Here is a 14,847-nt window from a genome sequence, read left to right on the forward strand (position 1 = left end):
ATTTATTACAATTCATTCACCTTGCTTATTGATTATTATCAATGAGCAAGGGCAACAATTTGTGTAAAAGTAATGCTCTTTCTTCTAGAGCTATTTGAGAAACCGATGACGACCAACAGTTCAAGTGATCCTTTGAATAAAATGTATTCAAAGGATGTAAACCTTATTTCTACTACAGATACATCCAGTATTGTTACTTACGCGAATAGTACTTTCTGTGATGTCGCCGAATATCAAGAACAAGAACTGATTGGTAACCCTCATAATATGGTTAGGCATAAAGATATGCCTAAAGCCGCATTTGGTCAGCTTTGGCAGTATATAAAATCGGGTAAAAGTTGGATGGGATTGGTCAAAAACCAATGTAAAGGTGGTGGTCATTATTGGGTCTCTGCTTTTGTAACTCCTATAATGAATGAGAAAGGTGAAATAATTGAATACCAATCTGTACGTTCAAAACCAGAGCCAGAGCAGGTTGATAGGGCGGCTAATCTCTATAAAAAGATGAATAATGGAGATAACGTATCTCGCCAACGTTTTTCATTTCTTTCTATCAACGTTTTGCTTTCTACACTTGTTATGTTGCAAGCCATTCTATTGTTCTTTGGAGTAAACCCGGTTTACATTGGCTTGTTTGGTATAAGCCTTGGCTGTGTTCTACTCGCTTCCTCTCTTTATCAGAAGTCCAGATTCAATAAAATCTCGGAGTTGGCCAAAGAATCCTATGACAATCCATTGATGGAGAAACCTTATACAGGTTATTTTGATGATTGCTCTCGGGTTGAATTAGCGTTAATGATGAGAAGGGCAGAACTGCGTGCGGTCTCGGGTAGAACGACAGAAGTGACAGGAAAGATTTTAAACTCTGCAGAGGAGGAATTCAGGACGATAAAATCAATTGAACAGAGTTTAGGGCAACAATTTAGCGAAACGGAACAAGTCGCAGCAGCGGCGGAGGAGCTTAGTCAGTCAATACATGAGGTCGCGAGCAGTGCATCTCGAGCTTCCAAGGTAACAGAAGAAGCAAATCAAGAGTCTCAAAAAGGTCTAGAAAGCATAGCAATAACGATAGAAGTCATTGATAGACTTGCAACAGAATTAGAAAGTTCTAGGTCTGTTATTGATAGTCTTGCGCAAAACAGTCAGAAAATTGAAGGTATCCTTGACGTAATTGGAAATATTTCCGAACAAACTAATTTATTAGCGTTAAATGCCGCGATAGAAGCGGCAAGGGCAGGAGAGCATGGTCGCGGTTTTGCTGTTGTTGCCGATGAGGTTCGTTCACTTGCGACGAAAACAAGATCGTCTACTAATGAAATCCAAGAAATGATCGCCCAACTACAAGCGACTGCAACGAATGCTGTCGATATCATGACGCGTGGCGGTGAATTATCATCAGAATGTACTGATAGAGCCAATCAAACTGGTGATGTCCTTAATAACATAAGTAGCATGTTGAATCAGGTTACAGATAATAGCCATCAAATAGCGGTATCCGTTGACCAACAAGCAAGTGTAACGAATGAAGTTAATCGCAATGTTGCGAATATTAAGAATCTAGCAGATGAGACACTACGGGTTTCGAGCTCTTCTGTGTTGAGAACCAGCCAATTAGTCGATGACCTTGACGGCCTGCAAAGGCTTATACGTCAGTTTTAATGGTAATATCCAGAAAAGGCTACAGTGTTTGGCCTTTTCTGTTTCTGCTATATACTAATCCTATGACAGAAAGTACATCAGTGATCTGAATTAGCCTTAATAGAGAGAAAGTTTTGCTCTATCTTTTAGATTGAGTCTCCCATGAGTATCAAAAAAGAGTCAGCAAAATAATCACGTGGCAATAATTAAAATTACAGTAGATAGGCTTCAACCCGGAATCCACATTCGATTGCCCGTCAAATGGAATGAGCACCCGTTTTTATTTAACAGCTTCAAACTAAAATCTCAAGATCAGATCGATCTCATTAAACATTTGGAAATTCAATATGTATATGTTGATCCTGCTCAGAGTGATGCCGCCCCCCTTCCTGTCAAAGAAATACCAGATGTAGATATCGCTGATTCTGAAAGTGTCGACCTTGAAGCGAAGAAAATGTGGGAAGAGAAGCAAGCTCGTATAGACAAACTTAATGTCTATAGAAAAAGAGTGATCAATTGCGAGAAGGAATTCGAACGTTCGCTGTCTCAGCTACGCTCTGTCATGAGTAAGGTAAGGAATCGTCCTGAGTCTGCAGTCGAAGAAGCAAGACTTATGGTTGATGACATTGTTGAAAAATTGTTATCGGACGATAGTGTCACACTGCATCTGATGAATGGCAAGAATGAATTTGAAGATATGTACTTTCATTCACTCAACGTGTCAGTGCTTGCAATGATGATAGCGAAAAGCAAAGGTTTCGATTCGCAGCAGATTAAAGACATTGCATTTGGTGCTCTTTTTCATGATATCGGAAAGATTAAGCTCCCGACGACTATCCTTAGAAAACAGACCGCGCTTACCATACCTGAAAACAATTATTTAAAATTGCATCCAAAATATGGATTAGATATAGCGGAATCAGCAAAAAACTTCCCAATATCAACCAAGAACATCATCATCCAACATCATGAAACGTTAGATGGCTCAGGTTATCCCAATGGATTAAAGGGGGATGCGATAGATGAGCTTGCTCAAGTCGTCTCGTTGGCGAACGCTTACGATAATCTGTGCCATAACAATATCGTTACCGAGCAGAAAATCCCTTATTATGCTTTGTCTCATCTATACAAGAACTGTAAACACCTCTATAGCGCTGACAATCTAAATCTTTTGATCAAGTTTATGGGCGTTTACCCACCGGGAACGGTGGTTCGCCTATCTAATAAAATGGTTGGATTAGTCATTTCAGTGAATGCCAAGCATATATTGTCCCCTAATGTACTGTTATATGATCCTAAGGTGCCACGGACTCAAGCTCCGATATTGGATCTGGCGGATGAAGATTTAAAAATAGTAGGCACTATCTTACCAGCCAAACTTCCGGAAAATATAAGAGAGTATTTAAACCCTCGCTCTCGTATAGCTTATTTTTTTGATAGCGATGAATAGGTGAAAACACACTTTATCCACAGGAGCCTGTGTATAAAGTGTGTGTGAAGCATGTATTAATCGGTATTGAAATAAAACACCAATAAAACCACTTTTTTCTCAGAAAACAGTTGCTAAGTTAAGTGCACTCTCTATAATGCGCCTCACTGACACGGTAGAGCCCACAAGGCTTTGCAGAGAAATCAGTAAGACGAGCAGCTTGAAAAAGCCCTTCGAAATTAAAATGAAAAAGTATTTGACTCTTCACTTTAAATCGCTAGAATGCACGTCCGCTTCAAGGAAAGCTTTACAGCAACCGAGAAGCAACGCTCTTTAACAATTTAAACCTATATCAATCTGTGTGGGCACTCGTTGATGACAATCGAAGATGATTCTCTGCTTTAGGGCACGAAATCAACAACGGTTTCAATGAACTGAGTGACCTAATTTGATGCTTATTTTGTTTTTACTTTTTTAAAAGTGAAAGCGAATTAACGTTGAACACAGTTATTTAAATATCACTCTGTTGGAGTGATAGAACTTTAAAGAACACTTTACTATTTAACCTTTGGTTATCTAAAGTAAAAGGCAATTTAAAGTCAGTATTCATTGAGCCAAAAAGAACTTAAATTGAAGAGTTTGATCATGGCTCAGATTGAACGCTGGCGGCAGGCTTAACACATGCAAGTCGAGCGGAAACGAAATTAACAATCCTTCGGGAGCGTTAATAGGCGTCGAGCGGCGGACGGGTGAGTAATGCTTAGGAATTTGCCCAGTTGAGGGGGATAACTATTGGAAACGATAGCTAATACCGCATACGCCCTACGGGGGAAAGGAGGGGACCTTCGGGCCTTCCGCGATTGGATAAGCCTAAGTGAGATTAGCTAGTTGGTGGGGTAATGGCTCACCAAGGCGACGATCTCTAGCTGGTCTGAGAGGATGATCAGCCACACTGGAACTGAGACACGGTCCAGACTCCTACGGGAGGCAGCAGTGGGGAATATTGCACAATGGGCGAAAGCCTGATGCAGCCATGCCGCGTGTATGAAGAAGGCCTTCGGGTTGTAAAGTACTTTCAGTAGTGAGGAAGACAGTAAGTTTAATACGCTTATTGTTTGACGTTAGCTACAGAAGAAGCACCGGCTAACTCCGTGCCAGCAGCCGCGGTAATACGGAGGGTGCGAGCGTTAATCGGAATTACTGGGCGTAAAGCGCATGCAGGTGGTTTGTTAAGTCAGATGTGAAAGCCCGGGGCTCAACCCCGGAAGGTCATTTGAAACTGGCAAACTAGAGTACTGTAGAGGGGGGTAGAATTTCAGGTGTAGCGGTGAAATGCGTAGAGATCTGAAGGAATACCAGTGGCGAAGGCGGCCCCCTGGACAGATACTGACACTCAGATGCGAAAGCGTGGGGAGCAAACAGGATTAGATACCCTGGTAGTCCACGCCGTAAACGATGTCTACTTGAAGGTTGTGGCCTTGAGCCGTGGCTTTCGGAGCTAACGCGTTAAGTAGACCGCCTGGGGAGTACGGTCGCAAGATTAAAACTCAAATGAATTGACGGGGGCCCGCACAAGCGGTGGAGCATGTGGTTTAATTCGATGCAACGCGAAGAACCTTACCTACTCTTGACATCCAGAGAAGCCAGTGGAGACACAGGCGTGCCTTCGGGAGCTCTGAGACAGGTGCTGCATGGCTGTCGTCAGCTCGTGTTGTGAAATGTTGGGTTAAGTCCCGCAACGAGCGCAACCCTTATCCTTAATTGCCAGCGAGTTATGTCGGGAACTTTGGGGAGACTGCCGGTGATAAACCGGAGGAAGGTGGGGACGACGTCAAGTCATCATGGCCCTTACGAGTAGGGCTACACACGTGCTACAATGGCGCATACAGAGGGCAGCCAGCTAGCAATAGTGAGCGAATCCCAAAAAGTGCGTCGTAGTCCGGATTGGAGTCTGCAACTCGACTCCATGAAGTCGGAATCGCTAGTAATCGTAGATCAGAATGCTACGGTGAATACGTTCCCGGGCCTTGTACACACCGCCCGTCACACCATGGGAGTGGGCTGCAAAAGAAGTAGGTAGTTTAACCTTCGGGGGGACGCTTACCACTTTGTGGTTCATGACTGGGGTGAAGTCGTAACAAGGTAGCCCTAGGGGAACCTGGGGCTGGATCACCTCCTTAAACGATGATTGCGCATGATGAGTGTCCACACAGATTGAAATAGGTTTAGAAGTTAAAAGAGAAAGGAATTGTACTTCCTAGTAAATGGGGCTATAGCTCAGCTGGGAGAGCGCTTCGCTGGCAGCGAAGAGGTCTGCGGTTCGATCCCGCATAGCTCCACCATTTTTAAGTGTTTTTATCTCAACGGAGATGAGAGTATTTAAAAATGGTTTTTTTCTTTAAGTAGAATGAAATCTCGCTCTTTAACAATTTGGAAAGCTGACTGATAAATAATTGATTATTATTTATCAAAATAAAAGTTCTCAAATCCTATTGGATCCTTTTTTAAAAGGAAACTCTAGGATCTTGTTGTCACTTCGGTGATAACAAACCAACACACATTCAAGTGTTCTTGGAAACACCTAACTTCGGTTAGATGTTTAATATTTGAGTCCGGCAAAATCGAAAATGTTGTCTCGCTCATTCAAATAATGAGGCAACGATAGAAACCTTGGTTGCTAATACAATAACAATTCGTTGTTATTTCGCGTAAGCGAAACCCTTTGGGGTTGTATGGTTAAGTGACTAAGCGTACACGGTGGATGCCTTGGCAGTCAGAGGCGATGAAGGACGTATTAACTTGCGATAAGCGTAGATAAGGCAGTAAAAGCCACTTGAGTCTACGATTTCCGAATGGGGAAACCCACTAGCAAAAGCTAGTATTATTAACTGAATACATAGGTTAATAAGGCAAACCCGGGGAACTGAAACATCTAAGTACCCGGAGGAGTAGAAATCAACCGAGATTCCGAAAGTAGCGGCGAGCGAAATTGGATTAGCCCTTAAGCTTTTAATGATGCAGGTGAAGATTCTGGAAAGTATCGCGATACAAGGTGATAGCCCTGTAACCGACACATCATTTTAAGTGAAAACGAGTAAGGCGGGACACGTGATATCCTGTTTGAATATGGGGGGACCATCCTCCAAGGCTAAATACTACTGACTGACCGATAGTGAACCAGTACCGTGAGGGAAAGGCGAAAAGAACCCCTGTGAGGGGAGTGAAATAGAACCTGAAACCGTGTACGTACAAGCAGTAGGAGCAGGCATTGCGTCCTGTGACTGCGTACCTTTTGTATAATGGGTCAGCGACTTATATTTAGTAGCAAGGTTAACCGTATAGGGGAGCCGTAGGGAAACCGAGTCTTAACTGGGCGTCGAGTTGCTAGGTATAGACCCGAAACCAGGTGATCTAGCCATGGGCAGGTTGAAGGTTGAGTAACATCAACTGGAGGACCGAACCGACTAATGTTGAAAAATTAGCGGATGACTTGTGGCTAGGGGTGAAAGGCCAATCAAACCTGGAGATAGCTGGTTCTCCCCGAAAGCTATTTAGGTAGCGCCTCGGACGAATACTACTGGGGGTAGAGCACTGTTAAGGCTAGGGGGTCATCCCGACTTACCAACCCTTTGCAAACTCCGAATACCAGTAAGTACTATCCGGGAGACACACGGCGGGTGCTAACGTCCGTCGTGGAGAGGGAAACAACCCAGACCGCCAGCTAAGGTCCCAAAGTATAGCTAAGTGGGAAACGATGTGGGAAGGCTCAGACAGCCAGGATGTTGGCTTAGAAGCAGCCATCATTTAAAGAAAGCGTAATAGCTCACTGGTCGAGTCGGCCTGCGCGGAAGATGTAACGGGGCTAAGCTATACACCGAAGCTGCGGCAATGTAATTTATTATGTTGGGTAGGGGAGCGTTCTGTAAGCCGTTGAAGGTGGACTGTAAGGTCTGCTGGAGGTATCAGAAGTGCGAATGCTGACATGAGTAACGATAATGGGAGTGAAAAACTCCCACGCCGGAAGACCAAGGGTTCCTGTCCAACGTTAATCGGGGCAGGGTAAGTCGACCCCTAAGGCGAGGCCGAAAGGCGTAGTCGATGGGAAACGGGTTAATATTCCCGTACTTCTTATAATTGCGATGGGGGGACGGAGAAGGCTAGGTGAGCCTGGCGATGGTAGTCCAGGTTCAAGGGTGTAGGCTAATTTCTTAGGTAAATCCGGGAAATTGTTAGGCTGAGACCCGATGTCGAGTCACTACGGTGATGAAGTCATTGATGCCATGCTTCCAGGAAAAGCCTCTAAGCTTCAGATTATAAGAAATCGTACCCCAAACCGACACAGGTGGTCGGGTAGAGAATACCAAGGCGCTTGAGAGAACTCGGGTGAAGGAACTAGGCAAAATGGTACCGTAACTTCGGGAGAAGGTACGCTCTTGACGGTGAAATCCCTTGCGGATGGAGCTATCGGGAGTCGCAGATACCAGGTGGCTGCAACTGTTTATTAAAAACACAGCACTGTGCAAAATCGTAAGATGACGTATACGGTGTGACGCCTGCCCGGTGCCGGAAGGTTAATTGATGGGGTTAGTCTTCGGACGAAGCTCTTGATCGAAGCCCCGGTAAACGGCGGCCGTAACTATAACGGTCCTAAGGTAGCGAAATTCCTTGTCGGGTAAGTTCCGACCTGCACGAATGGCGTAATGATGGCCACGCTGTCTCCACCCGAGACTCAGTGAAATTGAAATCGCTGTGAAGATGCAGTGTACCCGCGGCTAGACGGAAAGACCCCGTGAACCTTTACTACAGCTTGGCACTGAACATTGACCCTACATGTGTAGGATAGGTGGGAGACTTTGAAACTTCGTCGCTAGATGGAGTGGAGTCGACCTTGAAATACCACCCTTGTATGCTTGATGTTCTAACGTCGGCCCCTTATCGGGGTTGCGGACAGTGCCTGGTGGGTAGTTTGACTGGGGCGGTCTCCTCCCAAAGAGTAACGGAGGAGCACGAAGGTGGGCTAAACACGGTTGGACATCGTGTGGTTAGTGCAATGGCATAAGCCCGCTTGACTGCGAGAATGACAATTCGAGCAGGTGCGAAAGCAGGTCATAGTGATCCGGTGGTTCTGAATGGAAGGGCCATCGCTCAACGGATAAAAGGTACTCCGGGGATAACAGGCTGATACCGCCCAAGAGTTCATATCGACGGCGGTGTTTGGCACCTCGATGTCGGCTCATCACATCCTGGGGCTGAAGTCGGTCCCAAGGGTATGGCTGTTCGCCATTTAAAGTGGTACGCGAGCTGGGTTTAGAACGTCGTGAGACAGTTCGGTCCCTATCTGCCGTGGGCGTTGGAAGATTGAAAGGGGCTGCTCCTAGTACGAGAGGACCGGAGTGGACGAACCACTGGTGTTCGGGTTGTCATGCCAATGGCATTGCCCGGTAGCTAAGTTCGGAATCGATAAGCGCTGAAAGCATCTAAGCGCGAAGCGAGCCTTGAGATGAGTCTTCCCTGGCACTTTACGTGTCCTAAAGGGTTGTTCGAGACTAGAACGTTGATAGGCAGGGTGTGTAAGCGTTGTGAGGCGTTGAGCTAACCTGTACTAATTGCCCGTGAGGCTTAACCATACAACACCCAAGGGGTTTTGTGGACTCAATGTAAGAACATTGAATGTGTGAAAACTTTTATTTAAGTCAGTAATCCAGATTATTAAAGTTTTCTATCGTGATAGGAAGCTTGACCAAATTTGCTTGGCGACCATAGCGTTGTGGACCCACCTGAACCCATGCCGAACTCAGAAGTGAAACGCAACAGCGCCGATGGTAGTGTGGGGTCTCCCCATGTGAGAGTAGGACATCGCCAGGTTTTAATATCGTTTTTATCTTTTTTAGGAAGGATAAAGGCAAAAACTAGTTAAAGCATTGTTTATGAGACTTTAATTAGCGTAAGAATACCATGTGGAGTGGTAGTTCAGTTGGTTAGAATACCGGCCTGTCACGCCGGGGGTCGCGGGTTCGAGTCCCGTCCACTCCGCCAGTTCTTACAAGAAACGTTCAGAAGCCTCAGCAGAAATGCTGGGGCTTTTTTGCGTTTATAGAAGAAAATAATACCCTGTGGAGAGGGAGTGGCCGTTCAGTTGGTTCGCTTTTTGTTAAGGGAGGCCGACCTGTCACACTGGAGGCGCGTGGTTGTACATAGTAAGCGAGTCCCGTCCACTCCGCCAGTTCTTACAAGAAAAGTTCAGAAGCCTCAGCAGAAATGCTGGGGCTTCTGAACTTTTAAGTTTGGTATAGATCAGAGAAATGACCTGAACGACAAGATGGTTGCCATGGAGCTGACATCAATGGGTAGGGAGTCCCATTGCTAAGCGTACAAGGATGTCTTGAGCGGTCGGAGGAATGACATCCATATTAGTCATAAACGCATAGCTTACTACTAGAATACCCTCTGAATGGTCGCAAAGTTGGTTCGCTTTTTGCGTTTTAAGCTTAATAGGGGTCAGGGAAATGACTTGATCAACAGTATGGTTGTCATGGAGCCGACATCAATGGGCAGGGAGGCCCATTGCTAAACGTACAGTGATGTCTTGAGAGGCCGACGGAATGACATCTATATTAGTTATAAACGTGTAGCTTACTATTAGAATAACCTTTGAAGTGGTTACTCAGTTGGTTCGCCTTTTTGTGTGTTTAGCTTAATAGGAATCAGGAAAACCAACTGCTCAGCAACATGGTTGCCATGGAGCTGGCATCAATGGGCAGGGAGGCCCATTGTTAAGCGTACAGTGATGTCTTGAGCGACCGGTGGAATGACATCCATATTAACTTAGCTTTATGATATGAAAAACAGCTTGCCACATTGAACAGGCATGTTAGTAAATAGAAGCCTAATTAACGAAAATAATTAGGCTTTCAAATATTAACTAATTTATCGAGGTTACTGCTAGCCTCTCTAGTCTCATCTAGTACGTTAAGTTTACAAGTTGACCCGTAGTGTAAAATGTTACTTAAAGAGGCTTGCAAGTCCCTAGGGGAGCTTTTTCAATGTATTGCGGCGTGACCTATTAATCTTTTTTCGCCAGGCATAGGTCACTCATTAAACGCATAGAGAACATCAAAATAACTGTTCAAATAAGTGGTAATTCGGTGATGAACGCTAAAAACGTCTTCTCTCTTTAACGCTTTTTCTATTTGTTTGGGATAAGCAGGAAACCTGCTCAATAGTAGAGGCAAATTTTTCTGAATGATGGCTTTTTCAGCTCTTGTGGGTAAGGCATAGAATGATCTTTCTTTAATTTGGTTAGTTTATTTTCTGGGTCATAGATAATTGTTGAATTAAGTAGATTAAACCAAAAGCAGGTCGAATAACCAATATTAGCTTGGTACTGATTAAGCGTTAGTTCAAGTGATGTATTTAGATGCTCCATTTCTCGGTAAATTAGTTCAACTTCTACTCCATCTAATAAATAACCGTCATCTTCGACCTCCCAATATTTATTGTTAATTTCAATGTAGGAAAAAGATCGCTAAAAATGGCCTCTCTAATGGCTTCAGGTATAGGAGAGCGCCAATAGATATAAAAGTCATAGTCGGACAGTTTAACTTCATTTTTGGGGGCTCTAGAGCCTCCAAGCGCTATTGCTTCAACACATAACGAAAGCGATTTCACAAGTTTTATCATTTGAATTTGAAACGAGCTGGTTGGGGCGCAATTGATGAGTTTGTAGAGGTACTAAATGAACAAGATCAAAAAAAGCCACGTCTTTCGACATGGCTTTTTGAAAGTGGCTCCCTTTGCTGGACTTGAACCAGCGACATACGGATTAACAGTCCGGCGTTCTACCAACTGAACTAAAAGGGAACAGATTTTGTAATGGTGCCGACTACCGGAATCGAACTGGTGACCTACTGATTACAAGTCAGTTGCTCTACCTACTGAGCTAAGTCGGCGCCGTAACATTAAGCATTTGCATAATGTCTAAATGTGGCTCCCTTTGCTGGACTTGAACCAGCGACATACGGATTAACAGTCCGGCGTTCTACCAACTGAACTAAAAGGGAATTGTAACGTTAAGAAAAATGGTGCCGACTACCGGAATCGAACTGGTGACCTACTGATTACAAGTCAGTTGCTCTACCTACTGAGCTAAGTCGGCCCGTATTTTTCTTTTAAATAGATGTCCATTTGAACACCAATTTTAAATATGGTGCCCGGAGGCGGAATCGAACCACCGACACGAGGATTTTCAATCCTCTGCTCTACCGACTGAGCTATCCGGGCAACGGGCGCTATTAAACGGTTTTTCTCTGTTAAGGTCAATAGATAATAGCAAAAAATATTGCGTTTGATGATTTTTTATACTTAACGAGCTGTTTAGTCTAGTTAGTAGGCTTGAAAGCACTTGTTTGTATAGAGGAGGGAACTATGAAAAGAATGATTTATTAGTAAAAAAAGGAAGTAAGCCAGTATAGAAGGCGTTGATAGCGGTAAGTAATGGCGCAAAAAAAAGCCATCTCGCAAGAGATGGCTTTCTAAATGTGGCTCCCTTTGCTGGACTTGAACCAGCGACATACGGATTAACAGTCCGGCGTTCTACCAACTGAACTAAAAGGGAATTATGATATCTTGTAGAAACAATATATCGATAATATGGTGCCTCGAGGCGGAATCGAACCACCGACACGAGGATTTTCAATCCTCTGCTCTACCGACTGAGCTATCGAGGCAAAAAAATGGTGCCGACTACCGGAATCGAACTGGTGACCTACTGATTACAAGTCAGTTGCTCTACCTACTGAGCTAAGTCGGCGCACTTAATTTTTTTGCTTACACATTGAAGTCGTTATTACCGACACCAATGTTTATTATGGTGCCCGGAGGCGGAATCGAACCACCGACACGAGGATTTTCAATCCTCTGCTCTACCGACTGAGCTATCCGGGCAACGGAGCGCTATTAAACGGATTTTCGAGCCTATCGTCAACTTGTTTTTGCAAAAAAATTGCAAAAAAGTGACTGTTTGGCGCGATTTTAGTCAATTTGAACTTTTACGTTGAATATTTGCTCTCTTAAATGCCTGATTAGTTCTAGTTTGCGTTAAAGCCTTTTTTATAATTCGTTACTTTTTGTAGGTATTTCCTCGACTCGCTATTTGCATGTTTTTGAGTCAGAGCCCAATAAACTTGATTGGGTTGCAGTGAATTCAATTTTGTCATTGCGCGGCTTCTACTTCCTCTATCGAATGTATTCAATACACCACCTGTTCCACCATTATAAGCAGAAATCATGCTGTATTCTAAAGATAGAGTATCGTTAACGTCTTTTAAGTAGCGGTTTTTTAAGATATAAAAATAGGCCGTGCCAGTGTCTATGTTCTTTTCCGGGTCAAATAAGTATTCGGGGGTCGGAATACCTGGTTTTTTCTTCACCAGTTTAAATACGTCGGCACCTGCTGTTTTTGGAACAACTTGCATCAGACCATAAGCGTTGGCCCAACTGACTGCGTATGGATTGAAGCTACTTTCCGTCTTAATAATTGCGTAGATTAGGTCTTCAGGGATGTCATATTTTTTGGACGCCTTTTGCACAATATTGGCGTATTTGTAACTTCTCACTTCATAGTGCTCTTTTACCATAGGTATTTCGACATAGAAGGCTTTTTTGAAATCAACATTTTTGGTTTTCAGTTGTGTGGCGATCAGATAATCTGCAAATCTATTTGCACGCCATCGCCATTGGATAGGTTGTTTCTCATGATCAACAACTTGTTTGTAAAGAAAAGGCTGACCCTCTAGCGTGATACTAGACGAAGAAAACAGGTCGACACTTGCAGGATCATCAGGTGTCAAAAGCGTAGTAATAATTGCATTTTTTAAGTGTTTTTTTGGATCTGTTGGTGACACCGTTTCTACGACAATCGTGCCATCAGAGAAATTCACTTCAGATCGGCTCAGATAATTGTCGATATACTTTACGTAATTGATTTTGCCAGCCATTCTAATTTCATGGCTGCCCCAGCGTTTTTCTATACTTCCAGAAAAATTGCCTATCAAGGCATCTAAGGCTCCCTGATCTTTCTGAAATTGGCCGGGTAGTTGTGCTAAATTCTTGGCGAATCGATTGGTAGGTTGATAGTCAATGTCATAGAGATGGTTTTCAACAAACTCACGACTACAACCAACTAAAGCGACCAACAGTATTGAAACTATATATATTTTCATATGACGTATAAACAACAAAGATGGCGATAAGCCATCTTATTAGACTAATGTGAGTTATTGAGTTGGTGGCGTATAGCCCTCAATAACAATATCTTGACCTTCGAATAGAAATTTAACCATTTCTTCTTCTAGTAGTTTTCTATGTTCAGGATCCATCATATTGAGTTTTTTCTCATTGATCAGCATAGTTTGTTTACTTTGCCATAGTGCCCACGCTGGTTTTGAAATATTGTCAAAAATACGTTTGCCTAATTCTCCGGGGTAGAGCTGAAAATCTAGCCCCTCACCTTCTTTCTTCAGGTGTTCACAAAATACGGTACGACTCATAATTTTTCCTTCTTTGGTTCTCAAACATGCACTTCAAAAGGAAGGCTTAGTATCAACTGCTTAACAGGAGCAGCCAGACCAACCTCTTCTGGTTGGGATATGTTATACCAGAGACCCTTCGTTCCTTCCATTATCAAATCAGGTTGCTTGGTTAATTTGATAAGTACTGGTGTAATGTCGAGATGGTAGTGGCTAAAAGTATGTCTAAAGCTTATCAACGTTTTGTGCGCCTCAACATGGTCATCATGAATCGAGCGAATGTTTAGTTGATGGGATAAATCTGAACCACTGTTGTCGGGAAAACAATACAACCCTCCCCAGATACCAGTCTGCGGTCTTTGTTCTAACCATACTTTATTGTCGTGATATAGAATAGCGAACCACGTTTCTTTTACCGGTTTTTCTTTTTTGGGCTTCTTGGTTGGGAACTCTAGTTGTCGATCTTGTTTCTTGGCTTCACAATGGTCAGTAATTGGACAGAGTGAGCACTTAGGTTTACTTCGCGTACAAACGAGTGCTCCCATGTCCATCATTGCTTGATTGTATCTGTCCACGTTAACAAGGGGTGTGTGTGTTTCTGCTATCGTCCAGAGTTGATTTTCGACACTTTTTTTTCCAGGCCATCCCTCAATCGCAAAAGCTCTGGATAAGGTACGTTTAACATTTCCATCAAGTATCGCGTGAGGCTGTTTTAAGACTGAAGATAAAATGGCGGCTGCGGTCGATCGTCCCACTCCCGGAAGGGCGTTCATCTGCTCCACGTCATGTGGAAACTCCCCATTATGGTGCTCGACCACCATTTTGGCGGCTTTGTGCAGATTACGTGCTCTGGCGTAGTAGCCTAAGCCTGTCCATAGATGAAGAACTTCATCTTGGTGAGCGTTAGCAAGGTCATCGACGGTTGGGAACTTTTCTAAAAAGCGGTCGAAATAAGGAATGACAGTAGTGACTTGAGTTTGCTGTAACATGATTTCTGACAGCCAAACTTTATAAAGCGTTTTATCTTTTTGCCATGGTAAACTTTTTCGGCCAAAGGATTCGTACCAATTTAATATAGCACCTGCAAATGGAGTCACGACATTCTCTTTTCTGTTTTTATTTGTAGCGAAATTGCACCACAATTAAGGATGAGTGTAAAACACATATATATTAAGGGTATTTTTTAAAGAAAATTCCTTGCACCATGGGTGAAACTTTGGATAATCCACGCTTTGATTGAACAATGAACAGGCA

The 14,847-nt window shown here is 43.6% G+C and carries 5 protein-coding genes, 11 tRNA genes and 3 rRNA genes; 7 read left to right on the top strand and 12 right to left on the bottom strand.

Features of this window, described 5'->3' with window-relative positions; all coding sequences use genetic code 11:
* Positions 1-105 precede the first annotated feature (105 nt).
* From L3V77_RS01950 to L3V77_RS01980, 7 genes are all read left to right on the top strand, one after another.
* Entirely contained in the window at positions 106-1,659 is a 1,554-nt protein-coding gene (locus tag L3V77_RS01950) for a PAS domain-containing methyl-accepting chemotaxis protein (protein WP_275136674.1), read from the top strand.
* A gap of 175 nt (positions 1,660-1,834) precedes the next feature.
* On the top strand, positions 1,835-3,088 hold the full coding sequence (locus tag L3V77_RS01955; RefSeq protein ID WP_275135495.1) for an HD-GYP domain-containing protein: 1,254 nt from the start codon (positions 1,835-1,837) through the stop codon (positions 3,086-3,088).
* A 606-nt stretch (positions 3,089-3,694) separates the two neighbouring features.
* Positions 3,695-5,247, top strand: a 16S ribosomal RNA gene (locus tag L3V77_RS01960).
* An 86-nt stretch (positions 5,248-5,333) separates the two neighbouring features.
* Positions 5,334-5,409, top strand: a tRNA-Ala gene (locus L3V77_RS01965).
* Between the two features lie 392 nt (positions 5,410-5,801).
* Positions 5,802-8,694: ribosomal RNA gene (locus tag L3V77_RS01970) — 23S ribosomal RNA — on the top strand.
* Positions 8,695-8,816: 122 nt separating this feature from the next.
* Positions 8,817-8,932, top strand: a 5S ribosomal RNA gene (gene rrf / locus L3V77_RS01975).
* Together the 16S, 23S and 5S rRNA genes with 2 tRNA genes alongside form the textbook arrangement of a ribosomal RNA operon.
* 94 nt (positions 8,933-9,026) lie before the next feature.
* A tRNA-Asp gene (locus L3V77_RS01980) sits at positions 9,027-9,103 on the top strand.
* Between the two features lie 1,748 nt (positions 9,104-10,851).
* Here the strand turns inward: L3V77_RS01980 and L3V77_RS01985 are convergent.
* From L3V77_RS01985 to mutY, 12 genes are all read right to left on the bottom strand, one after another.
* A tRNA-Asn gene (locus tag L3V77_RS01985) sits at positions 10,852-10,927 on the bottom strand.
* 13 nt (positions 10,928-10,940) lie between these two features.
* Positions 10,941-11,016, bottom strand: a tRNA-Thr gene (locus L3V77_RS01990).
* Positions 11,017-11,051: 35 nt separating this feature from the next.
* Positions 11,052-11,127 (bottom strand) — tRNA-Asn (locus L3V77_RS01995).
* A 19-nt stretch (positions 11,128-11,146) separates the two neighbouring features.
* A tRNA-Thr gene (locus L3V77_RS02000) sits at positions 11,147-11,222 on the bottom strand.
* Between the two features lie 49 nt (positions 11,223-11,271).
* Positions 11,272-11,347: transfer RNA gene (locus L3V77_RS02005), tRNA-Phe, on the bottom strand.
* Positions 11,348-11,605: 258 nt separating this feature from the next.
* Positions 11,606-11,681, bottom strand: a tRNA-Asn gene (locus tag L3V77_RS02010).
* A gap of 36 nt (positions 11,682-11,717) precedes the next feature.
* Positions 11,718-11,793, bottom strand: a tRNA-Phe gene (locus L3V77_RS02015).
* Positions 11,794-11,800: 7 nt separating this feature from the next.
* Positions 11,801-11,876 (bottom strand) — tRNA-Thr (locus L3V77_RS02020).
* A 58-nt stretch (positions 11,877-11,934) separates the two neighbouring features.
* Positions 11,935-12,010 (bottom strand) — tRNA-Phe (locus L3V77_RS02025).
* Between the two features lie 143 nt (positions 12,011-12,153).
* Positions 12,154-13,287 carry a membrane-bound lytic murein transglycosylase MltC gene (gene mltC / locus L3V77_RS02030; RefSeq protein ID WP_275135496.1) on the bottom strand — a complete coding sequence of 378 codons (1,134 nt, stop codon included), beginning with the start codon at positions 13,285-13,287 and terminating at the stop codon, positions 12,154-12,156.
* 54 nt (positions 13,288-13,341) lie between these two features.
* A complete protein-coding gene (locus L3V77_RS02035; RefSeq protein ID WP_275135497.1) occupies positions 13,342-13,614 on the bottom strand; it encodes an oxidative damage protection protein in 273 nt (90 codons plus the stop codon).
* Between the two features lie 20 nt (positions 13,615-13,634).
* Positions 13,635-14,690 carry an A/G-specific adenine glycosylase gene (gene mutY / locus L3V77_RS02040; protein ID WP_275135498.1) on the bottom strand — a complete coding sequence of 352 codons (1,056 nt, stop codon included), beginning with the start codon at positions 14,688-14,690 and terminating at the stop codon, positions 13,635-13,637.
* Between the last annotated feature and the right edge of the window lie 157 nt (positions 14,691-14,847).

Origin of the sequence: Vibrio sp. DW001, from assembly GCF_029016285.1 — a bacterium.
Taxonomy (GTDB): domain Bacteria; phylum Pseudomonadota; class Gammaproteobacteria; order Enterobacterales; family Vibrionaceae; genus Vibrio.